General features: G+C 73.3%; 18 protein-coding genes and 2 pseudogenes. 12 read left to right on the top strand and 8 right to left on the bottom strand.

The window, feature by feature from the left end; translation table 11 throughout:
• Nucleotides 1–184 precede the first annotated feature (184 nt).
• The 4 genes from L6E17_RS05425 to L6E17_RS05410 all read right to left on the bottom strand — a co-directional run bounded on the left by L6E17_RS05425 (nucleotide 185) and on the right by L6E17_RS05410 (nucleotide 3,666).
• A complete protein-coding gene (locus L6E17_RS05425; RefSeq protein WP_236239565.1) occupies nucleotides 185–1,111 on the bottom strand; it encodes an amino acid ABC transporter permease in 927 nt (308 codons plus the stop codon).
• Nucleotides 1,108–1,782: an amino acid ABC transporter permease gene (locus tag L6E17_RS05420; protein WP_236239564.1), complete on the bottom strand. Its 675-nt coding sequence runs from the start codon at nucleotides 1,780–1,782 to the stop codon at nucleotides 1,108–1,110. Before L6E17_RS05420 ends, L6E17_RS05425 begins: the two co-directional genes overlap by 4 nt.
• Before the next feature lie 122 nt (nucleotides 1,783–1,904).
• Nucleotides 1,905–2,735 (bottom strand): glutamate ABC transporter substrate-binding protein, encoded by an 831-nt coding sequence (locus L6E17_RS05415; RefSeq protein ID WP_236239671.1) that lies wholly within the window; start codon nucleotides 2,733–2,735, stop codon nucleotides 1,905–1,907.
• Between the two features lie 145 nt (nucleotides 2,736–2,880).
• Complete coding sequence (locus L6E17_RS05410; protein ID WP_308315828.1) at nucleotides 2,881–3,666, bottom strand: amino acid ABC transporter ATP-binding protein; 786 nt, start codon at nucleotides 3,664–3,666, stop codon at nucleotides 2,881–2,883.
• Between the two features lie 504 nt (nucleotides 3,667–4,170).
• On the opposite strand from L6E17_RS05410, the gene L6E17_RS05405 reads away from it, so the two are divergent.
• The gene (locus tag L6E17_RS05405) at nucleotides 4,171–4,890 is read left to right on the top strand and encodes a response regulator transcription factor (protein WP_236239563.1); all 720 of its coding nucleotides are present in this window, start codon (nucleotides 4,171–4,173) and stop codon (nucleotides 4,888–4,890) included.
• A gap of 83 nt (nucleotides 4,891–4,973) precedes the next feature.
• Entirely contained in the window at nucleotides 4,974–6,395 is a 1,422-nt protein-coding gene (locus tag L6E17_RS05400; RefSeq protein ID WP_236239562.1) for a HAMP domain-containing sensor histidine kinase, read from the top strand.
• A 321-nt stretch (nucleotides 6,396–6,716) separates the two neighbouring features.
• On the opposite strand, the gene L6E17_RS05395 is transcribed toward L6E17_RS05400, so the two are convergent.
• Nucleotides 6,717–7,733 carry a TAXI family TRAP transporter solute-binding subunit gene (locus L6E17_RS05395; RefSeq protein WP_236239561.1) on the bottom strand — a complete coding sequence of 339 codons (1,017 nt, stop codon included), beginning with the start codon at nucleotides 7,731–7,733 and terminating at the stop codon, nucleotides 6,717–6,719.
• A gap of 153 nt (nucleotides 7,734–7,886) precedes the next feature.
• Here L6E17_RS05395 and miaB point away from each other — a divergent pair, with 153 nt between their 5' ends.
• Both miaB and L6E17_RS05385 read left to right on the top strand, forming a co-directional pair.
• Nucleotides 7,887–9,404: a tRNA (N6-isopentenyl adenosine(37)-C2)-methylthiotransferase MiaB gene (gene miaB / locus L6E17_RS05390; RefSeq protein ID WP_236239560.1), complete on the top strand. Its 1,518-nt coding sequence runs from the start codon at nucleotides 7,887–7,889 to the stop codon at nucleotides 9,402–9,404.
• Between the two features lie 180 nt (nucleotides 9,405–9,584).
• Entirely contained in the window at nucleotides 9,585–10,349 is a 765-nt protein-coding gene (locus L6E17_RS05385) for a class III extradiol dioxygenase subunit B-like domain-containing protein (protein ID WP_236239559.1), read from the top strand.
• A gap of 106 nt (nucleotides 10,350–10,455) precedes the next feature.
• Here L6E17_RS05385 and L6E17_RS05380 read toward each other — a convergent pair whose 3' ends face one another.
• The gene (locus L6E17_RS05380) at nucleotides 10,456–10,704 is read right to left on the bottom strand and encodes an antitoxin (RefSeq protein ID WP_236239558.1); all 249 of its coding nucleotides are present in this window, start codon (nucleotides 10,702–10,704) and stop codon (nucleotides 10,456–10,458) included.
• Nucleotides 10,705–10,749: 45 nt separating this feature from the next.
• Complete coding sequence (locus L6E17_RS05375; protein WP_236239557.1) at nucleotides 10,750–11,124, bottom strand: hypothetical protein; 375 nt, start codon at nucleotides 11,122–11,124, stop codon at nucleotides 10,750–10,752.
• Nucleotides 11,125–11,305: 181 nt separating this feature from the next.
• On the opposite strand from L6E17_RS05375, the gene miaA reads away from it, so the two are divergent.
• From miaA to hflX, 6 genes and pseudogenes are all read left to right on the top strand, one after another.
• Nucleotides 11,306–12,244, top strand: coding sequence for a tRNA (adenosine(37)-N6)-dimethylallyltransferase MiaA (miaA, locus tag L6E17_RS05370; RefSeq protein WP_236239556.1), 939 nt, complete (start codon nucleotides 11,306–11,308; stop codon nucleotides 12,242–12,244).
• 329 nt (nucleotides 12,245–12,573) lie between these two features.
• A complete protein-coding gene (locus L6E17_RS05365) occupies nucleotides 12,574–13,020 on the top strand; it encodes a hypothetical protein (protein ID WP_374109003.1) in 447 nt (148 codons plus the stop codon).
• A 313-nt stretch (nucleotides 13,021–13,333) separates the two neighbouring features.
• Nucleotides 13,334–14,230: a diaminopimelate epimerase gene (gene dapF / locus L6E17_RS05360; RefSeq protein ID WP_374108988.1), complete on the top strand. Its 897-nt coding sequence runs from the start codon at nucleotides 13,334–13,336 to the stop codon at nucleotides 14,228–14,230.
• Between the two features lie 189 nt (nucleotides 14,231–14,419).
• Nucleotides 14,420–16,512, top strand: a pseudogene (locus L6E17_RS05355) (bifunctional (p)ppGpp synthetase/guanosine-3',5'-bis(diphosphate) 3'-pyrophosphohydrolase).
• Between the two features lie 311 nt (nucleotides 16,513–16,823).
• A complete protein-coding gene (locus L6E17_RS05350; RefSeq protein WP_236239554.1) occupies nucleotides 16,824–18,305 on the top strand; it encodes a M1 family metallopeptidase in 1,482 nt (493 codons plus the stop codon).
• A gap of 242 nt (nucleotides 18,306–18,547) precedes the next feature.
• Nucleotides 18,548–20,053, top strand: a complete 1,506-nt coding sequence (gene hflX, locus L6E17_RS05345; protein WP_236239553.1) for a GTPase HflX — start codon at nucleotides 18,548–18,550, stop codon at nucleotides 20,051–20,053.
• A 121-nt stretch (nucleotides 20,054–20,174) separates the two neighbouring features.
• Here the strand turns inward: hflX and L6E17_RS05340 are convergent, their stop codons facing one another.
• Nucleotides 20,175–21,359 (bottom strand): serine protease, encoded by a 1,185-nt coding sequence (locus tag L6E17_RS05340; protein ID WP_236239552.1) that lies wholly within the window; start codon nucleotides 21,357–21,359, stop codon nucleotides 20,175–20,177.
• Nucleotides 21,360–21,598: 239 nt separating this feature from the next.
• Here L6E17_RS05340 and L6E17_RS05335 point away from each other — a divergent pair.
• A pseudogene (locus tag L6E17_RS05335) lies at nucleotides 21,599–22,857 on the top strand (aminotransferase class III-fold pyridoxal phosphate-dependent enzyme).
• A gap of 37 nt (nucleotides 22,858–22,894) precedes the next feature.
• On the top strand, nucleotides 22,895–24,865 hold the full coding sequence (locus L6E17_RS05330; RefSeq protein WP_236239551.1) for an ATP-dependent DNA helicase: 1,971 nt from the start codon (nucleotides 22,895–22,897) through the stop codon (nucleotides 24,863–24,865).
• Nucleotides 24,866–25,002 lie beyond the last annotated feature (137 nt).

The raw sequence follows: 25,002 nt of genomic DNA, 5'->3' as shown, positions 1-25,002 counted from the left end.
TCCTGGAGCCGGTCGGAGCGGACGGCGAAGGGCGGCTGTGGTCCGATATGTGATCACAGAACGTATGCAACCCACTGCCCGTGCTTGCGTCAAGTGACAGGGCAGCGGCGCGCGTACGCACGGAGGAGCGGCGACCGTCCGGCCGCCGCTCCTCCGTGCCCACGCGTCCTGCGCCGGGTGCGCCTCAGGTGCGCCCGCCCCGGCCCCCGCGCTCGTCCTCGGCCACCTCCGCGGCGACGCCGCCGCCCATGTCGGTGTCGACCTCGGTGATGTCGACGGTCGCGCCGGCGGTCCTCTTCCCGCGCCGGAGCGCGCCTTCCAGCCAGCTCGCGAACTGGGTGAGCGCCGTGTTCACCACGATGAAGATGACGGCGACCACGGTGAACGCGGCGATCGTATTGGCACCATAGTTCGCCGTGATGGGGCGCACTTGGTAGAGGAGTTCGGGAAGGCCCAGGACCGCGCCGCCGAGCGCCGTGTCCTTGACGATGACGACCAACTGGCTGACCAGCGCGGGCAGCATCGCCGTCACGGCCTGCGGCAGCAGCACATATCTCATGATCTGCCCCTTGCGCATGCCGATTCCCTTGGCGGCGTCGGTCTGGCCAGAGGGCAGGGACAGGATGCCCGCCCGGACGATCTCCGCGATGACGGATGCGTTGTACAGCACCAGGCCCGTGACGACCGCGTACAGCGGCCGCACTTCCGAGCTGACGGTGGTGAACTGTGCGAACAGCGCGTTCGCAAAGATCATCATCAACAGGACCGGGATGGCGCGGAAGAACTCCACGGCCGCGCCCACCGGCACCCGTACCCAGGCGTGATCGGAAAGTCGGGCGATACCCAGGAGTGCTCCCAGTGGCAGGGCCATTATCAGGGCGAACGCTGCGGCCTTCAGCGTCTCGCCGAGCCCGGGCAGCAGGTAGGTGGTCCACACTCGGGGGTCTGTAAGGAACGGACTCCACTTCTCCGCTGCCAGCTGCCCCTTGTCAGCCATAACCGACAGGGCCCACCAGGCCGCCGAAGCCAGTGCGGCGACGAACAGCACCGTGTAGATGACGTTCCGCTGCTTGGCCTTCGGGCCGGGAGTGTCGTACAGAACGGAGCTCATCGCTTCACCGCCACGCGCTTGGCCGTCCAGCCCAGAAGCAGGCCGGTGGGAAGGGTGAGAACGACGAATCCGAAGGCGAAGACACCGAAGACGGCGAACAGAGCCTGGGCCTCGTTCTCGATCATTGCACTCATCAGCAGGGCCGCCTCCGCGACACCGATGGCGGCCGCGACCGTGGTGTTCTTCGTCAAGGCGATCAGAACGTTCGCCAGCGGGGCGACCACCGCGCGGAATGCCTGCGGCAGTACGACGATGCTCAGCACCTGGAGAAAGCTGAGTCCCAGGGCGCGGGCCGCCTCCGCCTGTCCCACCGGAACCGTGTTGATGCCTGAGCGAAGGGCTTCGCACACGAAGGTGCCGGTGTAGGCGACCAACCCGAGAACGGCCAGCCGAAAGTCGATCTCCTCGAAGGTCCCGCCCCACAGAGTGGCGCCGAGCGTCTGGTTCAGCGCGAGAGAACACGCCACGATGATGATCGTCAACGGCGTGTTGCGGACCACGTTGACGTAAAGGGTGCCGAAGCTCCGCATCAGCGGGATAGGGCTCACGCGCATCCCTGCCAGCAGCGTTCCCCAGATCAGGGACCCGATCGCTGAGTAGAAGGTCAGCTGGACCGTCACCCAGAAGGCTCCGAGCAGGTCGTACTGCGGATTGTCTAGAAAGTCGAACACGTTGACCCGCGCTCTCCCCTGGTCGGATCGTGGGGGACGCCGCCGGCCCGGCAGGGGCCGGCGGCGTCTTACCCTGGCTGCTGGTTCTGCTCGTCCGCCGCTGTATGAGCCGCGGCCTCAGCTCACTTCTCGGTGATCGCCGGAGCGGGCTCGGCCTTGTAGTTGGCCGGGCCGAGGTTCTTCTCGACGAACTTGGTCCAGGAGCCGTCCGACTTCATCTTCTCCAGCGCCGCGTTGATCTTGCCGCGGAGCTCGGCGTCGCCCTTCTTCAGGCCGATACCGTAGGGCTCGTCGCTCAACTTCAGACCAGCGAGCTTGAACTTGCCCGTGTGCTCCTTCTGCGCCGCGTAGCCGGCCAGGATGGAGTCGTCTGTGGTGAGTGCGTCGACGGCCTTGTTCTCCAGTCCGGTCAGGCACTCGGAGTAGCCGCCGTACTGCTTCAGCTGCGCGTCCGGCGCCAGCTTCTCCTTGACGTTCTGTGCCGAGGTCGAGCCCTTGACCGAGCAGAGCTTCTTGCTGTTGAGGTCCTCGGCCTTGGTGACCGAGGCCTCATCGGCACGGACGAGCAGGTCCTGGTGAGCCAGGAAGTACGGGCCGGCGAAGTCGACGACCGCCTTGCGCTTCTCGTTGATCGTGTAGGTCGCGGCGATGAACTTGACGTCGCCGTTCTTGATCAGGTTCTCGCGCTCGGCGCTCGGCGCCTGCTTCCACTCGATCTGGTCGGCGTCGTAGCCCAGCTCCTTCGCGACGTACGTGGCGACGTCGACGTCGAAGCCGGTGTACTTGCCGTCCGGGGTCTTCAGGCCCCATCCGGGCTGGTCGAACTTGATGCCGATGGTGATCTTGTCGCCGTCGGAGCCGCCGTCGGAGCCGCTGCCGGAGCCACAGGCGGTCGCCGTGAGCGAGAGGGTCAGCACCGCGGCGAGGGCCGCACTGGTCTTGCGGAGCTGCATGGTGAACATCCCTTGTGTCGTGGATCGGCCGTGGTCCGGTGTCCGGGGCCTCGGGTGGGGGTGACCGGCGTGATGGGGGTGACCGGTGCGGTGCCGACGCCCGGGACGGGCTTGCCGGCGCCGCTCAGTGGTGGAGGGCCTTCCCTCAGTGGTGCAGGATCTTCGACAGGAAGTCCTTCGCGCGGTCGCTGCGCGGGTTGCTGAAGAACTGGTCGGGCGCCGCCTCTTCGACGATGCGGCCGTCGGCCATGAAGACCACGCGGTTGGCGGCCGAGCGGGCGAAGCCCATCTCGTGGGTCACGACGACCATCGTCATGCCCTCGCTGGCGAGCTGCTGCATGACCTCCAGGACCTCGTTGATCATCTCCGGGTCGAGCGCCGACGTCGGCTCGTCGAAGAGCATCACCTTCGGGTCCATCGCCAGCGCCCGCGCGATGGCGACGCGCTGCTGCTGGCCGCCGGAGAGCTGCGCGGGGTACTTGTCGGCCTGGGTGCCGACGCCCACGCGGTCCAGCAGGGCCCGTCCCTTCTCCTCGGCCGCCTTCTTGTCCGTCTTGCGGACCTTCACCTGGCCCAGCATGACGTTCTCCAGGACCGTCTTGTGGGCGAACAGGTTGAACGACTGGAAGACCATGCCGACATCGGCCCGGAGCCTGGCCAGCTCCCTGCCCTCGTCGGGCAGCGGCTTGCCGTCGATCGTGATCGTTCCCGAGTCGATCGTCTCCAGCCGGTTGATGGTGCGGCACAGGGTGGACTTGCCGGACCCGGAGGGCCCGATCACCACCACGACCTCGCCCCGGGCGATGGTCAGGTCGATGTCCTGCAGCACGTGCAGCGCGCCGAAGTGCTTGTTGACATTGCTCAGCACCACCAGGTCGCCGGCCGTGGCTGCGGTGCCCTCCGCGCCCTTGGTCACTGACACTCCGCTCATCGGCCTCTCGCTTCCGTCCTGCTCGGGTTGCAGAGGACATTAAGCACGGCCCGCCAGCAGCGTCATCACATCTGAGCGGAAATTGAGCATAACGATCCGGCTGCAACCGGACACTCCGCGTGCAGGGGGAAGTGTGCCGAAACGGCCCCGCGTACCGGCTGCATAACGGATTCCGCGACGCGGCGGAGCGCCCCTTGACTGGGAGCCCCGGCATCGGGGTTCATGCCTGGGTACAGCCATGCCCCGCAGCACCTCCCCGCACCGACCGCGGCCGGCGCCACGCACCCTGACCACGCGCGTGCCGCCCGCCGCCACCGCGCAGCCGACGAGCGGTACGGAACCGGACGGACCCGCCCCGCAGCGGTACGGACACGCCCGCACCGCCGGCTCGGCGGTGCGGAGCCGCACGGACCCCGCCGGGCGGTAGGGGGCGGCAGGGGCCGGGCGGCACCGGCCCGTGCCGGGCGCTGTACGCGAACGCGATCCACCTTCGGAGGGGGCCAGATGAGACTGCTGCTTGTCGAGGACGACGACCACGTCGCCGCGGCCCTGACCGCGATCCTCACCCGCCACGGCTTCGCGGTGACGCACGCCAGGAACGGCGAGGAGGCCCTGAAGGCGGTCCTGCCGACCGGGGACGCAGGGCGGGCGCCGTTCGGCGTCGTCCTGCTCGACCTCGGCCTCCCGGACCAGGACGGCTACCAGGTCTGCGGCAAGCTGCGGAAGCTCACCAGCACCCCCGTGATCATGGTCACCGCGCGCAGCGACGTCCGCTCCCGCATCCACGGACTCAACCTCGGCGCGGACGACTACGTCGTCAAGCCGTACGACACGGGGGAGCTGCTCGCCCGGATCCACGCCGTCAGCCGGCGCGCCGCCGGCGGCACGGACCCTGAGGACACCGGATCCACGCCCCTGCCCGGGGGCGCCGCCGCGCCGCTCCGGCTCGGCGCCGTCGAGGTGGAGCTGCCGACCCGCCGGGTCAGCGTGCAGGGCGCGGTCGTCCAGCTCACCCGCAAGGAGTTCGACCTGCTGGCGCTGCTCGCCCAGCGGCCGGGGGTGGTCTTCCGCCGGGAGCAGATCATCAGCGAGGTCTGGCGCACCAGCTGGGAGGGCACCGGCCGCACCCTGGAGGTCCATGTCGCCTCCCTGCGTGCCAAGCTGGGCACGCCCGCGCTCATCGAGACCGTGCGCGGCGTGGGCTACCGGCTGGTCGCCCCGTAGGGTGGCAGCAGCCGGACCGGCGGACACCCGTGCCGCCACCGGCCCCCACACCGGACCCCAGACAACGAAACGACCAGCGACCCGTGCGTACGCGTCTCCTCCCGCTGCTCATCGTCCTGATGGCCGGTGTCCTGCTCGCCCTCGGCTTCCCGCTCGCCGGCAGCCTGGCCGCGGCCCACCAGCAGGGCGTCGTCGTCGACCGCATCGACGACACCGCCCGCTTCGCGGCCCTCGCCCAGTACGTCAACGAGACCGGCCCCGGCACCGGCGAGCGCCGCGCGACCCTCCAGGCCGAACTCAACCGGTACCACGAGGTGTACGGCATCGAGGCCGGCGTCTTCGACCGCGACGGCAACGCCATGGTCGCCGCCCCGCACGGCTGGCGCATACCGGCCGAGGGAGAGGTGCGCCGTGCGTTCGGCGAGGCCCTCCTCGGCCGCCGCTTCCACGACCCGCCCCAGGTGTGGCCCTGGCAACCCGACGCGCGGCTGTCCGTCGCCTCACCCGTCGTACGGGACGGGGACGTCGTCGCCGTCGTGGTCACCGACTCGCCCACGGGGCCGCTGCGCTCCCGCATCCTGCACGGCTGGCTGCTGCTGGCGGCGGGGGAGTGCGCCGCCATGCTGCTCGCCGTCGGCGCGGCCTTCCGCCTCACCGGCTGGGTGCTGAAGCCGGTGCGCGTCCTGGACGCGGCCACCCACGGCATCGCCACCGGACGGCTCAACTCACGGGTCGCCCCCGCCGGGGGCCCGCCCGAACTCCGGCGGCTGGCAAGGTCGTTCAACGAGATGGCCGACCACGTCGAAGAGGTCCTGGAGCAGCAGCGCGCCTTCGTGGCGGACGCCTCCCACCAACTGCGCAACCCGCTCGCCGCCCTGCTGCTGCGCATCGAACTCCTCGCGCTGGAACTGCCCGAGGGCAACGAGGAGATCGCGTCCGTCCGGACCGAGGGGAAGCGCCTTGCGCAGGTCCTGGACGACCTGCTGGACCTGGCCCTCGCCGAACACGCCTCCGCCGACCTGCAGCTGACCGACATCGGGCGACTGGCCGCCGAGAGGGTGGCCGCATGGCGCCCGCTCGCGGAGGAGAAGGGCGTCCGCCTCACCGGCTGCGGCGCCTCGGCCGTCACCGCCTGGGCCGATCCGGTGGCCCTGTCCAGCGCTCTGGACGCGGTCATCGACAACGCGCTGAAGTTCACCCCGGAGGGGGAGGAGGTCACCGTCGCGGTCGCGGCGCGCGGTGACACGTCCACCATCGTCGTCGCCGACCACGGTCCGGGCCTCACCGACGAGGAGCTCGAACGGATCGGCGACCGCTTCTGGCGCAGCGGCCGGCACCAGAACGTCAAGGGCTCCGGACTGGGCCTCTCCATATGCCGCACCCTGCTGGCCGCGGGCGGCGGCTCGATGACGTACGCGCACAACGAGCCGCGCGGGCTGCGCGTGACCGTCGCCGTGCCCCGCACCGCACCGGCCGAGACGCCCGCGGCCCCCGCCAGGATCTGACGGCCGTCCGGCGCCGGCGGCTGACGGCTGCCTGCCGCGGACCGGCGCCGGGACCTGACGGCCGCCTGAGGCGGTCCGGCGCCGGGATCCGGCGGCCACCTGCCACCGCCCCGCAAGGCGCACGCCCCGGCGGCGCCTGTGCCGGGTCCTCGGCGCCTGTGCCGTGCCGGGCCCTCGGGGAGACCTGGAACGCCGGCGGGGGCGCCTCGGGCATCGCGGGCTGCGCCCTCGGCGCGCGGCCGGTTCAGCGGCGGCCGCGGCCGCGGCAGGCGTACCGGGCTCCGCGGACCGCGCGAACGGGCCCGGCCGGAGACGGAAGGTTCACGGCTTCACCGAGCGGTAGTAGCGCCGCGCCCCCTCGTGCAGCGGCAGCGGATCGGTGTAGATCGCGGTGCGCAGGTCCACCAGCTGCGCCGGGTGCACCTCGTGGCCGATCCGGTCCCGGCTCCGTATCACGGTCCGCGTGACGCCCTCGGCGAGGGCGGGGTCCATCTCCTCCGTGGTGACCAGCAGGTTCGGCACCGCCACCGTCTCCACGGGCTCGCCGCCCTGTGCGGCGGGGTACGCGTCGGCCGGGATCGTGGCCGTACGGAAGTGGCGGCTCGGTCCGCCGCTCCTGCGGGCCGCCTCGATCACGTCCTCCTCCAGCGGCACCAGTCGCACCGGGTAGCGCTCGGAGAGCCGCAGCACCGCGTTCGTCGGCAGGCCGCCCGACCAGAAGAACGCGTCCAGCCGCTGCTGCTCCATCAGCGCCGGCATCGTGTCGATCCCGGCGGAGACGGACTGCACGTCGACGGCCGGGTCCAGCCCGGCGGCGAGCAGCAGCCGGTCCGCCAGGAGCCGCACCCCGGACCCCTCCTGGCCGACGCCCACGCGCAGGCCCCGCAGCTCCCGCGTGGACCGCACCGGCGAGTCCTTCGGCACGACGAGCTGCACGTAGTCGTCGTACAGCCGGGCGCAGCCCCGCAGCCGGGAGGCGCCCGGGCGGCCCTCGGACAGGTACGTGGCGACGGCGTCGGCCGTGGCGATGGTGAAGTCCGCCTCGCCGGAGGCCAGGCGGGCCAGGTTCTGCTGGGACCCCTCGCTGTCGCTGAGTCCCGTCGCCACATCGGGCAGGTTCCGCCGCAGCGCCTCCTGCAGCAGCTCCCCGTACCGCTGGTAGACGCCCGACGGCACCCCGGTGCTGAAGGTGATCCGCCCCTCGGGCCGCGGCTCGCGGTCCGGCACCCACCACCACAGGAGCACGGCCAGCACCACCAGCAGCACGGCGGGGACCTGGAAGGCCCGGCGGCGGCCGACGCGGGCAAGCCGATGGAGGGGGTGAGGGACGGCAGGCATGGCGCGATCCTGCCAGTCGGCCCGCCGTAGGGGAACCTCGGCGGGGTCACGCGGGCCCGGCCCACGACCCCCCGCACCCTGCCTGTGACGCACGCCACAGGTAGGGTGCTGCTCGGGTCCGGGGGTGTCGGTGCGACCGCCTACCCTTGTCCCATGACCAGCAGCGACCGGAGCCAGGCAGTGGACGTCACACGAACCTACGCAGTACGCACCTACGGGTGCCAGATGAACGTCCACGACTCCGAGCGCCTCTCCGGCCTGCTGGAGGAGGCCGGATACGTACGGGCTCCGGAGGACGCCGAGGGCGAGGCCGACGTCGTCGTCTTCAACACCTGCGCGGTCCGTGAGAACGCCGACAACAAGCTGTACGGCAACCTGGGCCGCCTCGCGCCGGTGAAGGCCCGCAAGCCGGGGATGCAGATCGCCGTCGGCGGCTGCCTGGCGCAGAAGGACCGCGACACCATCGTGAAGAAGGCGCCGTGGGTGGACGTCGTCTTCGGCACGCACAACATCGGCAAGCTGCCGGTCCTGCTGGAGCGCGCCCGGGTGCAGGAGGAGGCGCAGGTCGAGATCGCCGAGTCCCTGGAGGCGTTCCCGTCCACCCTTCCCACCCGCCGCGAGTCGGCGTACGCGGCCTGGGTGTCGATCTCCGTCGGGTGCAACAACACCTGCACCTTCTGCATCGTGCCCGCCCTGCGCGGCAAGGAGAAGGACCGCCGTCCCGGCGACATCCTCGCCGAGATCGAAGCCCTCGTCGGCGAGGGCGTCTCCGAGATCACCCTGCTCGGCCAGAACGTCAACGCGTACGGCTCCGACATCGGCGACCGCGAGGCGTTCAGCAAGCTCCTGCGGGCGTGCGGCCGGATCGAGGGCCTGGAGCGGGTCCGCTTCACCTCCCCGCACCCCCGGGACTTCACCGACGACGTCATCGCGGCGATGGCCGAGACGCCGAACGTGATGCCGCAGCTGCACATGCCGCTCCAGTCCGGCTCGGACACGGTCCTGAAGGCGATGCGCCGCTCGTACCGCCAGGAGCGCTTCCTCGGCATCATCCGGAAGGTGCGGGAGTCCATCCCGGACGCGGCGATCTCCACGGACATCATCGTGGGCTTCCCCGGCGAGACCGAAGAGGACTTCGAGCAGACCCTGCACGTGGTCCGCGAGGCGCGGTTCGCCCAGGCCTTCACCTTCCAGTACTCCAAGCGCCCCGGCACCCCGGCCGCCGAGATGGACGACCAGATCCCGAAGGCGGTCGTGCAGGCGCGCTACGAGCGGCTGGTCGCCCTCCAGGAGGAGATCTCCTGGGAGGAGAACAAGAAGCAGGTCGGCCGGACCGTCGAGGTGATGGTCGCGGAGGGCGAGGGCCGCAAGGACGACGCCACGCAGCGCCTGTCCGGCCGCGCCGCGGACAACCGCCTGGTGCACTTCACGAAGCCCGACCAGGAAGTGCGCCCCGGCGACGTCGTGACCGTCGGGATCACGTACGCGGCGCCGCACCACCTGCTGGCCGAGGGCCCCGTGGCCGGTGTCCGCCGGACCCGCGCGGGCGACGCCTGGGAGAAGCGGAACGCGGCGGAGGTGGCCAAGCCTGCGGGCGTCATGCTCGGCCTGCCCCAGGTCGGCATCCCGGCCCCGCTCCCGCCGGCGGCCTCCGGCTGCGCCGTCAACTGACCCGGCCCCGCGACCGGACTCACCGGGAGCCGGGCCCCGGCTGGGCCGTTCACCCGCCTCAGGAGCCTGCCCACCCCGCCTGCCCCCAGCCCTGCTCCCGTGGTGAGGGGCCGCTTCTTCCGCGGGCCGTTCGGCCCATCGGGCGGGGAGGCGCCGACCGCGTTGGCTACGCTGCGGATCATGCTTGTCGCCGCCGCCGTGTGCCCCTGCCCGCCCCTGCTCGTTCCCGAGGTCGCCGCGGGCGCCGCGCCCGAGCTGGACGACGCGCGCGTCGCCTGCCTGGACGCCCTCGGGGTGCTGGCCGCCTCGCGACCCGACCGGCTCGTCGTGGTCGGCACGGATCCACGGGCCGCCGCCGAGGAGGGCGCCGGAGGCGCGGTGACGTACCCGGAAGGCACCGCGGGCGGTTTCCAGGGCTTCGGCGTGGACCTGGACGTCATGCTCGGCCCCGGCGGGACGGCCGTGGAGCCCGCGCAGCCGCCGGCCGGTCCCGTCGCCGGCCCGCCCCTGCCCGACTCCCTCGCCGTCGGCGCATGGCTCCTCGGGCGCGCCGACTGGTCGGACGCGCCCGTGGAAGGGCTGGGAGTGGACGAGCGGCTCGCCCCGGAACTCTGCGCCGCACGGGGCCGGGAGGTCGCCGCCCGCGCCCCGCGCGTCGCGCTGCTGGTCATGGGCGACGGCAGCGCCTGCCGCACGGTCAAGGCCCCCGGCTACCTCGACGAGCGGGCCGCCGGATTCGACGCGGACGCGGCGCGCGCGCTGGCCGCGGCGGACACGGCCGCGCTGGCGGCGCTCGACGCCGGACTGGCGTCCGTACTGAAGGCGGCCGGCCGCGCCCCCTGGCAGGTGCTGGCCGGGGCGGCCGGGCAGGCGGACCTGGCCGGCCGGCTCCTGTACGACGACGCGCCCTACGGCGTCGGCTACCTGGTGGCCGCCTGGTCGTGAACCGGGCACGGCTCGGTCGGGGCGGCTCGGAGGGCGGGAACGACCACGGCGGGCGGCCGCGGAGCCAGGTGCTCCACGGCCGCCCGCCGTCGTCGGCAGGCCCGGTTCAGGCGGCGGGCGGCGGCTGCGGTGGCGTGCTGCCGTCGTTGCGGTGGGACAGCCGGTCCAGCGCGTGCCTGGCCTTGCCGGTGCCTGACTCGATCTTGTCGCTGTACTTGCCCTTGGTCTTCCGGTCGACGGCCTGCGCGGCCTTGTCGATGCCGTGGTCGATCCGGTCGCCGTGCTGCCGGGCGAACCCGGCGACCTTCTCCTTGGCCGGACCCATCCTGGCCTTCAGCGAATCCACGATGCCCATGGCCCACCTTCCTCGAAACGACCTGCGGGAGGTCACCGCGCGGGTCTACCTGCGGGCGCTGTCTCCGGCTTCGCTGTCCGCCGCCTTCTCGGCGGACTGCTGCTTGGGGATACCCGCGGACTCAGCCGCGGTGGACACGGCCTCCGACCGCTCGGCCGATGAGGACTCACCGCAGGCCGCGGCCTCGTCCCCGGTGCCGGCGGACGTCGCGGGCTCCGCACGCTCCTCAAGTGCACCCGAGACGGGCTCCGGCTGGGCCTGCGCGTCCTCGCCCGTCGCCCCGGCGGTCGCCGCCGCCCCGTCCCCGCCGTCCGTCGGCGCGGGTTCCGCGGTGTCCGCCGCCGCCCCGGCCGCGTCACCGGCCGCGGCCGACTGCTCGCCCTTCTCATCCTTCCGGCGAAACCATCCAAAAACGCCCATATCTACTCCATAGCGTACTCGTGTGGGCGAAATCCCGCGCTGGCCGGAGCGTCCCCTTGCTGCGCCCGGTGGGGCCGGTCCGAGAACCGGCGGTCGGAACCTCGCAACTGGCAACGACAAGCCCCTCGTGGTGTCACGTCGCTCGTTCGGGTAATGCCGCGAGGTTTGGGAGACTGGGCCGGTGAGCACCGCAACCCCCGCCCCGCGCGTCATCGCCGTCGTCGGCCCCACCGCCGCAGGAAAGTCCGACCTGGGAGTCCACCTGGCCCAGCGGCTCGGCGGCGAGGTCGTCAACGCCGACTCCATGCAGCTGTACCGGGGGATGGACATCGGCACCGCCAAGTTGACCGGCGAGGAGCGCGGCGGCGTCCCGCACCGCCTGCTGGACATCTGGGACGTCACCGAGACCGCGAGCGTCGCCGAGTACCAGCGGCTCGCCAGGGCGGAGATCGACCGGCTCCTCGCCGAGGGGCGCACCCCCGTGCTCGTCGGCGGGTCCGGCCTCTACGTACGCGGGGCCATCGACGCCCTGGAGTTCCCCGGCACCGACCCCGGCGTACGGGCCGGACTGGAGGCCGAACTGGCCGAGCGGGGCTCCGGCGTCCTGCACGCCCGGCTCGCCGGCCTCGACCCGGACGCGGCGCGCGCGATCCTGCCGAGCAACGGCCGCCGCATCGTCCGCGCCCTGGAGGTCATCGAGATCACCGGCCGGCCCTTCACCGCGAACCTCCCCGGCCCGGACCCGGTGTACGAGACGGTGCAGATCGGCGTCGACGTCGAGCGGCCGGAACTGGACGCCCGCATCGCCGCGCGCGTGGACCGCATGTGGGAGGACGGCCTCGTCGACGAGGTCCGCGCCCTGGAGGCCCGCGGGCTGCGCGAGGGCCGCACCGCTTCCCGGGCGCTCGGCTACCAGCAGGTCCTCGCCGCGCTGGCGGGGGAGTGCAGCGAGCAGGAGGCCCGCGACGAGACCGTCCGCGCGACCAAGCGCTTCGCCCGCCGCCAGGACTCCTGGTTCCGCCGCGACCCGCGGGTCCGGTGGCTCAGCGGAGGCGCCGCGGACCGAGGGGAACTCCCGGACCGTGCCCTCACGTTGGTCGAACGAGCGGTTACAGCCTGATCACGTGATGGCATCGGGACGCTCCGGCCGTCAGATCGACGCCCGTGGTCATGCCATCATCGAGCATCGATCGACCAGTGAATCCGACGTTGGGAGGGCGCGTGGCGATGGAGGCCGGCCCTCGCGACAGAGAACGGCGGGACACACCGGACAGCGTGACCACGTCCGAGGAGCACGCGCACGAGGCGTCGGACACGCCTGCGCGGTCGGAGGGCTCCGAGGCGTCGGAGCCGCGTGAGGCGGCGGAGGCGGCGGCGCCGCCGGAGCCCGCCGCAGGGGCCGACGCGCCCGAGGCGTCAGCGGCACCCGGCACATCGGGAGGTTTCGGAGTGGCGGACACGCCCGAGGTCTCCGCGGTGTCCCGCGTGCACCGGGCCCCGCAGCTGAGCCCGGACGGCCCCGAGCTCAACGAGGACGGCACGCAGGAGACCACCCCCGACGAGGTCGAGGTCGAACTGCGCCCGCAGGGGCGGCTCAGGGTGTGGCAATTGGCGCCCATCGTCGGTCTCGGCGCCCTGGGTTCCCTGATGTTCGCCTTCCCGCTCGCGTTCGGTTCGGGCGACGGGGGCGCCGTCCTCGCCATGCTGGGCCTGCTGCTGAGCGGCTGCGCGGCCGGCTGGGGCATGATGGCCGCCCGCCGCGTCGGCTACACGTGGCCCGGCCTCCCGGCCCGCGGCTCCGACGAGCGCCCGGACTGGCGGGTCATAGCCCTGTACGTCGCCGTGGTGACCGTCCTCGTGACCCTCGCCGTCTGGCGCGTGGCCCGCCTCCGCTGACCCGCAGCCCGCGTGCGGCCCGCACAGCTGCCCCGCTGCCCTGCGAGCCCGCCCCGCGTCCGCCGACCGGCCTACTGCGCGCGGCGCGACCTCTGCTCCGCATCCCGTACCCGGCGCGCCCGCCGCCCCGCAGCCCGCGTGCGGCCCGCACAGCTGCCCCGCGTGCGCGGCGTGCCGTCCCGGGCCGGATCCGCCCGCCGTCTGCTTCCCGCCGCTGTCCCGCCGACCGGTGGCAACGGCCCGTTCCACCGCGTACCGACGCCCCGGTCCAGCCGCCGGACGGGCAGGCCCGCCGTCGTACCCTCCCCGTACGATGGGACGCGTGAGCACCGCACCCATCGCCGCCACCCCCCGCCTCGCGTTCCTCAAGGGCCACGGCACGGAGAACGACTTCGTGATCGTGCCCGACCCGGACAACGCCACCGAGCTGTCCGCGGCCCTCGTCGCCCGGCTCTGCGACCGCCGGGCCGGCATCGGCGGCGACGGGGTGCTGCACGTGGTGCGGTCCGCCGCGCACCCCGAGGCGCGGCACATGGCCGACGAGGCCGAGTGGTTCATGGACTACCGCAACGCCGACGGCTCCGTCGCGGAGATGTGCGGCAACGGCGTACGGGTCTTCGCCCGGTACCTGGAGCACGCCGGGCACGTCACCGCGGGCGATGTCGCCGTGGCCACCCGCGGCGGCGTCAAGCAGGTCCACCTCGCCAAGAACGGCGACGTGACCGTCTCCATGGGCCGCGCGGTGCTGCCCCCCGACGGGGTCACCGTCACCGTCGACGGCCGCAGCTGGCCCGCCCGCAACGTCAACATGGGCAACCCGCACGCCGTCGCCTTCGTCGAGGACCTCTCCCACGCCGGCGACCTGTCCGCCGAGCCGCCGTACAGCCCGGAGGACGTCTACCCGGACGGCGTCAACATCGAGTTCGTCACCGACCGCGGCCCCCGCCACGTGGCCATGCGCGTCCACGAGCGCGGCGCCGCCGAGACCCGATCCTGCGGCACCGGCGCCTGCGCCGTCGCCGTCGCCGCGGCCCGCCGCGACGGCGTCGACCCCGCCGAGACCGGCACCCCGGTCACGTACACCGTCGACGTCCTCGGCGGCACCCTCACCATCACCGAGCACCCCGACGGCGAGATCGAGATGACCGGGCCCGCCGTCATCGTCGCCGAGGGCACCGTCGAGCCCTCCTGGCTGGGCACCCCCGCGTAAGCGGCACACCGCGCCCCCACCTGTCACACAGCGAAACCACACCGCCGAAAACCTCGCTCGAATGGGTGATCCCCTTCACGCTGGGCGAGAGCGGGACAGCGCCGCGTGGTGGGCTCGGTAACATCAAGCACCGGCCGGGCGTGCACGCCTTGCCCGCCCACCGCCGGTCGACGCCGCCGGAGGTGCCCCATGAGCGCAGAGGCCACCAACCCCAGTGCCCCCGCCGTCCCCAGCCGCAGGCGCGGGCGCCCCAGAATCGACCTGCGCAGACTCGGCCGCGCCGCCCTCCTCGGCCCCACCGGCCGCGACCGGCTGCCCGACGCCCTCGGCCACGTCGCCGAAGCCCACCGCGCCCACCACCCGGACGCGGACCTGACCCTCCTGCACCGGGCGTACGCCCTCGCCGAGCTCTCCCACCGCGGGCAGTTCCGCAAGAGCGGCGAGCCCTACATCACGCATCCGCTCGCCGTCACCCTCATCCTCGCCGAACTCGGCGCGGAGACCACCACCCTCACCGCCTCCCTCCTCCACGACACGGTCGAGGACACCGACGTCACCCTGGAGCAGGTGCGGGAGCTGTTCGGCGACGAGGTGGCGTACCTCGTGGACGGCGTCACCAAACTGGAGAAGGTGGACTACGGCACCGCGGCAGAGCCCGAGACCTTCCGCAAGATGCTGCTCGCCACCGGCAACGACGTGCGCGTCATGTCGATCAAACTCGCCGACCGGCTGCACAACATGCGCACCCTCGGCGTGATGCGCCCCGAGAAGCAGGCCCGCATCGCCAAGGTCACCCGCGACGTGCTCATCCCCCTCGCCGAACGCCTCGGCGTCCAGGCCCTCAAGACGGAGCTGGAAGACCTGGTCTTCGCCATCCTCCACCCCGTCGCATACGAGCGCACCCGCGCCCGCATCGCCGCGAGCGCCGCCGAAGGGGACGCCCTCGGTGGCGTCGCCGACGCCGTGCGCACCGTCCTGCGGGACGCCGGCATCACCGCCGACGTCCTCGTCCGGCCCCGCCACTTCGTGTCCGTGCACCGCATCAGCCTCAAACGCGGGGAACTGCGCGGCACCGACTTCGGCCGCCTCCTCGTCCTCGTCGCGGAGGACGCCGACTGCTACGCCGTCCTCGGGGAGCTCCACACCTGCTTCACGCCGGTGGTCTCCGAGTTCAAGGACTTCATCGCCGCGCCCAAGTTCAACCTGTACCAGTCCCTGCACACCGCCGTCGTCACCGCGGAAGGCGCCGTCGCCGAGATCCTCATCCGCACCCACCAGATGCACAAGGTCGCGGAGGCCGGCGTCATCGCCCTGGGCAACCCGTACGACACCGACGATCCCCAGGACGCCAGGGACGGCGAGCGCGTCGACCCGACACGGCCCGGCTGGCTGTCCCGGCTGCTCGACTGGCAGCGCTTCGCCCCCGACCCCGACACCTTCTGGACCTCCCTGCGCGCCGACCTCGCCCAGGACACCGAGATCACCGTCTTCCGCCCCGACGGCGGCACCCTCGCCCTGCCCGCCGGCGCCACCTGCCTCGACGCCGCCTACGAGCAGCACGGCGCCGCCGCCCACGCCTGCGTCGGCGCCCGCGTCAACGGCCGACTCGCCACCCTCGGGACCGTCCTGCGCGACGGGGACACCGTGCAGCCCCTGCTCGCCGAGGACGCCGGGTCGGGTCCTTCCCCCGACTGGCTGGAGCACGCCCGCACCCCCACCGCGCGCATCGCCATCAACCGCTGGCTCACCGCGCACCCCCGCAGGCCGCCGCGGCCGTGCCCGCCGCCGGGCCCCGCCCGGCCGCCTCCGTCGTCGCCGACCGCCGACGCACCGCCAACGCCGTCGTCGACGCCCCGCACTCCGCCGTCCGACTCGCCGGCTGCTGCACGCCGGTGCCGCCCGACACCGTCACGGGCTTCGCCGTACGCGGCGGCGCCGTCACCGTCCACCGCGCCGAATGCCCCGCCGTACACCGCATGCGGAACCTCGGCCGCGCCCCCGTCGCCGTCCGCTGGGGCGGCGAGGCCGCCTGCCGCGTCACCCTGGTCGCCGAATCGTTCGGCCGCCCCCGGCTGCTCGCCGACCTCACCGAGGCCATCGCGACCGCGGGCGCGGAGATCGTGTCCGCCACCGTCGAGCCCCCCACCGAGCAGCGGGTCCGCCACACCTACACCCTTCACCTCCCCGACGCCGCCGAGCTGCCCGCCCTCATGCGCGCGATGCGCGACGTGCCCGGCGTCTACGACGTCAGCCGCGCCCAGCACCCCGCCCCACCCCGCTGACGCCCCGCCCCGCCGGCCGCCCCGCCGGGCGCCCCCGCGGGCCGCACCCCGGCTCTTCGGCCGCACCCCGGCTCTTCGGCCTCGCCCCGGCCGGGCGCCGCCGTCGGCCGCACTCCCTCCGCGCCGTCGGCCGCACCCCCGCCGCACCCTGCGGATCCGCCCCTGCCTGCTGATCCGCCCCCGGCGCTCCCCCCACCGGGTCCCGCCGCCACCGCCGCCGCCCGCGCCGGAAGGGCCCCGCCCCGCTCGTTCGGGTGGCCCCGGTGCGTGCCGCCCGGGTCCGCGGCCGACGCGCTGGTAAGCGGTGGTGCATGCGCCTCACCTCCCGCCGACTGCGCGCCGTGCTCCTCGCCGCCGCGTCCACCGGCCTCCTCGCCGCCGCAGTACCCCCGCCCCAGCCCCTGGGCATCGGCGACCCGCTCTTCCCCCACCTCGGCAACCCCGGGTACGACGTCCGCGCGTACGACATCGCCTTCGCCTACAGCGGCGACAACACCAAACCGCTGGACGCCCTCACCAAGATCGACGCCCTGGCCACCCAGGACCTGCCCATGGTGAACCTCGACTTCGCGCACGGCACCGTCCGCGACGTCCGGGTCAACGGCCGCCCCGCCGCCCACGCCCGCACCGGGGAGGACCTGGTCGTCACCCCCGAGCAGCCGGTCCCGGCGGGCACGCGGATGCGCATCGCCGTACGCCACACCAGCGATCCGGCCGCCCCCAAGGCCGTCGGCGGCTGGCTCCGCACCTCCGACGGACTCGCCATGGCCAACCAGGCGGACGCCGCCCACCGCGTCTTCCCCTGCAACGACCACCCGGCCGACAAGGCGTACTTCACCTTCCGCGTGACCGTCCCCAAGGACCTCACGGCCGTCGCGAACGGCACCTCCCTGGGCCGCTCCGTCTCCGGGCAGCACGCCACCTGGGTGTACCGGGGCATGCACCCCATGGCCACGGAGCTCGCCCAGGTCTCCATCGGCCGCTCCGCCGTCGTCCACCGCACGGGACCGCACGGACTGCCCCTGCGGGACGTCGTCCCGGTCCGCGACCGCGAGCGCATGGAGCCCTGGCTGCGCAAGACGCCCGGACACATGGAGTGGATGGAGCAGCACGTCGGCCGCTACCCCTTCGAGACGTACGGCGTGCTCGTCGCCGACGCCAGCACCGGCTTCGAGCTGGAGACGCAGACCCTCTCCCTCTTCGAGAGGCGCCTGTTCACCCACCCCAAGCTGCCCGCCTGGTACGTCGAGGGGATCATGGTGCACGAGCTGGCGCACCACTGGTTCGGCAACAGCGTCACCCCCCGCACCTGGTCGGACCTGTGGCTGAACGAAGGCCACGCGACCTGGTACGAGGCCCTGTGGGCCGACCAGGCCGGCCACTATCCGCTGGAGCGGCGCATGCGCGACGCGTACTCCGCGTCCGACCGCTGGCGGGCGGCGGGCGGACCTCCGGCCGCACCCAGGCCCCCCGCGCCCGGGCACAAGATCAGCCTCTTCCGGCCGGTCGTCTACGACGGCAGCGCACTGATCCTCTACGCGCTGCGCCAGGAGATCGGCGACGACGCCTTCCGGCAGCTTGAGCGGCGCTGGGTGGCGGAGCACGTGCACGGCGTCGCGGGCACGTCCGACTTCGTCCGCCTGGCCTCCGAGGTCGCGGGCCGCGACCTCACGCCGTTCCTGCACGGATGGCTGTACGGCGAGAAGACCCCGCCCATGCCCGGACACCCGGACTGGCGCAGTGCGGACCCGGTGAAGAGCCCGGCCGCCGGCCCGGCCGGGACGGCGGCCTGAGCACCGGCCGCCTGAGCACCGGCCGCCTGAGCACCGGCGGCCTGAGCACCGGCCGCCTGGGCACCGGGCACACCCGGCCCGGTGCCCGCGACCCGGGGCGGGGCGGCGAAACCAGGGTGACGGTCAGCACCGGGCCGTGGGACCATCGAGGTGTCAGCAGCGCCGCCGGCGGGCGGGGAATCTTCCGGCACGCTCGGGCGTTGTCACTGTCACATCCGATTTTTCTTCGACGTAAGGATCCAATGACCTCCTCTTCTTCCTTTTCCCAGGACGCGCAGCGCCTCAGCGAGCAGAGCCGCACGGAGAGCCTTCGGGCCGACGCCCTGATGGAAGAGGACGTCGCCTGGAGCCACGAGATCGACGGAGAGCGGGACGGCGACCAGCTGGACCGCGCGGACCGTGCCGCTCTGCGCCGGGTGGCGGGCCTCTCCACCGAACTCCAGGACGTCACCGAGGTCGAGTACCGGCAGCTGCGCCTCGAACGCGTGGTGCTCGTCGGCGTCTGGACCACGGGCACGGTCCAGGACGCGGACAACTCGCTCGCCGAGCTGGCCGCCCTTGCCGAGACGGCCGGCGCGGTCGTCCTCGACGGAGTCATCCAGCGCCGCGACAAGCCGGACCCGGCCACCTACATCGGCTCCGGCAAGGCCGAGGAGCTGCGGGACATCGTCCTGGAGACCGGCGCCGACACCGTCGTGTGCGACGGTGAGCTCAGCCCCGGCCAGCTCATCCACCTCGAAGACGTCGTCAAGGTGAAGGTGGTCGACCGTACCGCCCTGATCCTCGACATCTTCGCCCAGCACGCCAAGTCCCGCGAGGGCAAGGCGCAGGTCTCGCTGGCGCAGATGCAGTACATGCTGCCGCGGCTGCGCGGCTGGGGTCAGTCGCTGTCCCGCCAGATGGGCGGTGGCGGCTCCGGCTCGTCGGGCGGCGGCATGGCCACCCGCGGCCCCGGTGAGACCAAGATCGAGACGGACCGGCGGCGGATCCGCGAGAAGATGGCGAAGCTGCGCCGGGAGATCGCGGACATGAAGACCGGCCGCGACATCAAGCGGCAGGAGCGGCGGCGCAACAGGGTGCCGTCCGTCGCGATCGCCGGCTACACCAACGCGGGCAAGTCGTCGCTGCTGAACCGGCTCACCGGCGCGGGAGTGCTGGTGGAGAACGCGCTGTTCGCCACCCTCGACCCGACCGTGCGCCGGGCCGAGACGCCGAGCGGCCGCCTCTACACCCTGGCCGACACGGTCGGCTTCGTCAGGCACCTGCCGCACCACCTGGTGGAGGCGTTCCGCTCCACCATGGAGGAGGTGGGGGACGCCGACCTCGTCCTGCACGTGGTCGACGGCTCGCACCCGGCGCCCGAGGAGCAGCTCGCGGCCGTCCGCGAGGTGATCCGCGACGTGGGCGCGGTGAACGTGCCCGAGATCGTGGTCGTCAACAAGGCGGACGCCGCAGATCCGCTGGTGCTCCAGCGGCTGCTCCGGGTCGAGAAGCACGCCATCGCGGTGTCGGCCCGCACCGGCCAGGGCCTGGACGAGCTGCTCGCCCTGATCGACGCCGAACTGCCCCGGCCGGAGGTGGAGATCCAGGCGCTCGTGCCGTACACGCGGGGCGAGCTGGTCTCCCGCATCCACGCCGACGGCGAGGTGCTGTCCGAGGAGCACACCCCGGAGGGCACGCTCCTCAAGGCTCGGGTCCACGAGGAACTGGCGGGGCTTCTCGCGCCGTTCGTTCCCGCGGCGGCCTGACGGCCCCTGCGCGGCGCCGCAGCACGAACACACGAGGGGAGGGCCCCCGGCCGAACGGCCGGGGGCCCTCCCCTCGTCGTGGCGCCAACCCTCCCGGGCGGCCTCGCCGCAGCCGGCCGGGTCAGCGGCGTGCGAAGCGCTCGCTGACCGCCGTGTAGACGCCCTCGGCCTCCTTGCCGAGCCGCGGCCCGGCGAGCCAGCCGGACGTCACCGGACCGATGGAGGTGTTCGACACCAGCGCGGGCTTGCCGTCCTTGCCGGTGTGCACCCAGCCGCCGCCCGACGACCCGGCGGTCATGCTGCACCCGATGCGGTGCATCGTGGGCTGACCGGCCTTCACGGACAGCCGGCCCGGCTTGCCCGCGCACTGGTAGAGCTTCTGGCCGTCGTACGGCGGCGCCGCCGGGTAGCCGGTGGCCTCCATGCTCGCGATCTGCGCCGCGGCCGGCGCCGCGAAGTCGACCGGCAGCGCGGAGCCCACCGTCTCCTCCAGCGACCTGCCCCCGCCGCCCTTCTCGGGCGTCACGTGGATCACTGCGAAGTCGTACGGCGCCCCCTGGCCGCCCACCGGGCCGCCCTCGGCGATCCACTGCTCCGACGTCTGCGCCCAGTCGGCCCACCACACCCCGTGCGGCGCGACGTCCTCGCGCTTCGCCTTCTCCAGCTGGGCGGTGGACATGCCGCTGTCGTTGTACGAGGGCACGAAGGCGATGTTCCGGTACCAGCCGCCGTCCTTGCCCGCGTGGACGCAGTGGCCGGCCGTCCACACGAGGTTCGACTTGCCGGGGTTCGCCGGGTCCTTCACCACCGTGGCCGAGCACACCATCGAACCCTTCGGCCCGTCGAACAGCAGCTTGCCGGCCTCCGGGACGCTCGCGTGGTACGGAGTCCTGACCGGTGCCGCCTCCACCCGCTTCGGAGTCGGATCGGTCACGCCCTCGCCGCCGGGCAGCTCGCCCTCCTCCACGGGCTCCTTGCCGGGCTCCTCCGCCTCCCGCATGCGGTCCGGGTCCCAGAGGTCCTCGATGATCGGGTTGACGAAGTCCTTCGCCTCACGCAGCCACGTGTCCTTGTCCCAGTTCCGCCACTCGCCGCCGCGCCACCTGTCGAGGTCGATCCCGTGCTCCTTGAGCCGGTCCTTCAGGTCGTCCGGGATCGTGATCTTCCCGTCGGGCGTGGCGGCCGTGCCGGCGGAGGCGGTGGGCGTGCCGCCCGCCACGTCCTCGCTCGGGCCGCAGCCGGTGGCCGTCAGCGCCAGCACCGCCGCGACGGCAGCCGTGGCGAACAGCGGACGAATCGTGCGCATGTGTCTGATCCCCCTGGGACTTCATGTCAAGGACGTACCGGAGCAGGTGTGTTCGGGCGCGTGCCGGACACGCGGACGCGCCGGCGTGCGGCCCCCACTATGCCGGTGCAGTGGGGGACGGCATGCGGCAGGGGCGCGGTTCCGTGCCGTGAGGACCTTCGCCACGGCCGTGATCCGCCGGTGCCCCGGTCGTTACCCCCTGCGGGGGACGCACGGGTACACCGGGAGGACCGAAGGACGTGGCCGCCATCGAGACAGCTCCACTCGCACCGCCCACCGCCACCGCCAGGACGGAGGGCGTCCTCCGGCGCCAGTGGCTTCGGGAACCCGCGGCGCGTACGTACGCCCGCTCGCTGCCCGTCGTCCCCGTACGCGCCCGCGGGCTGACGATCGAATGCGCGGACGGGCGGCGCTACCTGGACTGCGCCTCGGGCGCCGGGACGCTGGTCCTGGGGCACAACCACCCGGTCGTGCTGGAGGCCGTCAAGCGCGTGATCGACTCCGAAGCGCCGCTCCACGCGCCCGACCTCGCGTCGCCGGTCAGGGACGCCTTCACCACCGAGCTGTTCGCCACGCTGCCCGAGGAGTTCGCACGCGACGCCCGCATCCGGTTCTGCGGCCCGGCCGCTCCGGACGCCGTCGGCGCCGCGCTCGCACTCGCCCGCGCCGCCACCGGACGTACGGAGATCCTCGCCTACACGGGCGGCGGGCCCGATCCCGCCCGCCCGGCACCGGACCTCACGCGGCTCCCGTTCCCCCGAGCCGACCGGCATCCGGTCGGCGACGGCGGCCGGGAGGACCTGACCGCGGCCGCGGGAGTGCTCGTGGAGACGGTGCGGTACGAGGACGGGGTGCTCCCGGCACCGGACGACTGGCTGCGTGGGATGCGCGCGGCGACGCGGAGCGGCTCCGTCCCGCTGATCGCGGACGAGACCCACACCGGCGTCGGCCGCACCGGCGCCTTCTGGGCAGTCGAGCACAGCGGTGTGGTCCCGGACGTGATGGTCATGGCCAAAGCCATCGGCGGCTCGCTGCCCCTCGCGGTGATCGTCTACCGCGCGGCGCTCGACCGCCCGGTCGGCCCGTCCCAGGGCAACCAGCTCGCCATGGCGGCCGGCGCCGCCACCCTGGCGTACGTCCGCCGGAACCGGCTCGCCGGCCACGCGGCGGCACTGGGCGCACGGATGCTCGCACAGTTGCGCGCGGACACCGGCGCGCTCCCCTGGGTGCGGGGGTGCACGGGCGCGGACTCATGATCGGCCTCGGACTCTCCGGCCCCTCGGCGCCGGCGCTCGCGGTGGCCGTGCGGCAGGAGTGCCTCCAGCGCGGGCTGATCGTGGACGCGGATGCCCGCACGCCGGGAGCCGTACGGCTGCTGCCGCCGCTCACGCTCACCGGGGAGCAGGCGGACGCCGTGCTCGAACGCTTCGCCGAAGCCCTCGCCGCGGTGGACCGCGCGGGATCCGGCCGGGCAGCGGCCGCGGCCGGGCACGCGTGATCCGACTGTCAGCGCCGCCCCGTAGGGTGGACGGGTTATGACGAAGCCATCCCTCCGCGATCTCCTCCACGCCGCCGTCACCGCCGTCGGCGGTAAGGAGAGGCCCGGCCAGGTCACCATGGCCGAGGCCGTCGGCCAGGCCATCGACGACGGCTCGCACCTGCTCGTCCAGGCCGGCACCGGTACGGGCAAGTCCCTGGGGTACCTCGTGCCCGCCCTGGCCCACGGCGACCGCGTGGTGGTGGCCACCGCGACCCTGGCCCTGCAGCGGCAGCTCGTGGAGCGGGACCTGCCGCGCACGGTCGAGGCCCTGCACCCGCTACTGCGCCGCAGGCCCGAGTTCGCGATGCTGAAGGGCCGGTCGAACTACCTGTGCCTGCACCGGGTCCACGAGGGCGTCCCGCAGGAAGAGGAGGACGGGCTCTTCGACCCCTTCGAGGCGGCCGCCCCCGCCAGCAAGCTCGGCAAGGACCTGCTGCGGCTGCGGGACTGGGCCGACGAGACGGAGACCGGTGACCGGGACGACCTGACACCGGGGGTCTCCGATCGTGCCTGGTCGCAGGTCTCCGTCACCTCCCGGGAGTGCCTGGGCGCCACCAAGTGCGCGTACGGCGCCGAGTGCTTCGCGGAGGCCGCCCGTGAGCGGGCCAAGCTGGCGGAGGTCGTCGTCACCAACCACGCGCTGCTCGCCATCGACGCCATCGAGGGCGCCCCCGTGCTGCCGCAGCACGAGGTGCTGATCGTCGACGAGGCGCACGAGCTGGTGTCGCGGGTGACGGGCGTCGCCACGGGCGAGCTCACGCCGGGACAGGTCAACCGGGCGGTGCGGCGCGCCGCCAAGCTGGTGGACGAGAAGGCGGCCGACCAGCTGCAGACTGCCGCGGAGGGCTTCGAGCGGCTGATGGAGCTGGCCCTGCCGGGGAGGCTGGAGGAGATCCCGGAGGACCTCGCGTACGCGCTGATGGCGCTGCGGGACGCCGGGCGGAACGTGGTGTCGGCGCTCGGCGCCACCCGCGACCGGTCCGTGCAGGACGAGGACGCCGTCCGGAAGCAGGCCCTCGCCTCCGTGGAGAACGTGCACGCCGTCGCGGAGCGCATCCTGGGCGGCAATGAGTACGACGTGGTCTGGTACGAGCGGCACGACCGCTTCGGAGCGTCCCTGCGGGTCGCCCCGATGTCGGTGTCCGGCCTGCTGCGGGAGAAGCTCTTCACCGACCGCTCGGTGGTCCTGGCCTCGGCCACGCTGAAGCTCGGCGGCGACTTCAACGGCGTGGGCGCCTCCCTCGGGCTCGCACCGGAGGGCGTGGAGGGCGACGACCTGCCCGTGTGGAAGGGCCTCGACGTCGGCTCCCCGTTCGATTACCGCAAGCAGGGCATCCTCTACGTCGCCCGGCACCTGGCGACCCCGGGACGGGAGGCCGGGCGGTCCGACATGCTCGACGAACTGGCCGAGCTGGTGGAGGCCGCCGGCGGCCGTACGCTCGGGCTCTTCTCCTCCATGCGCGCGGCGCAGGCCGCGGCGGAGGAGCTCCGGGGCAGGCTGGGCCGGCCGATCCTGCTGCAGGGCGAGGACACCCTCGGGGAGCTGATCAAGACTTTCGCGGCCGACCCCGGGACGTGCCTCTTCGGGACGCTGTCGCTGTGGCAGGGCGTGGACGTGCCGGGGCCGAACTGCCAGCTGGTCGTCATGGACCGGATCCCGTTCCCCCGCCCCGACGATCCGCTGATGAGCGCCCGGCAGAAGGCCGTGGAGGAGGCGGGCGGCAACGGCTTCATGGCGGTGGCCGCGACCCATGCGGCACTGCTGATGGCGCAGGGGGCCGGCCGCCTGGTGCGGGCGACGGGCGACCGGGGGGTGGTCGCGGTCCTCGACCCGCGGCTGGCGAACGCCCGCTACGGAGGGTTTCTCCGTACGTCCATGCCGGACTTCTGGTACACGACGGACCGCAACCAGGTCCGCCGCTCGCTGGCCGCGATCGACGCCGCGGCGAAGGCCGCCCCCGCGTAGGCCGCGGGGCCGCGGCGCCTGGTCCGGGCTTCGTCCTGGCGCCACTGTGGGGCGCGTCCCGCGGTCCGCGGCTCCCTGCGGGGGTGTCGGGGGCCGCATACGCCGGCCGTGCCCTCGTACGGACGGCATCGCTCAAG

Source organism: Streptomyces sp. CC228A (assembly GCF_021390935.1).
GTDB lineage: Bacteria > Actinomycetota > Actinomycetes > Streptomycetales > Streptomycetaceae > Streptomyces.
Note: the sequence above shows the minus strand (reverse complement) of the source record. Positions and strands in the feature narration are given on the sequence as shown.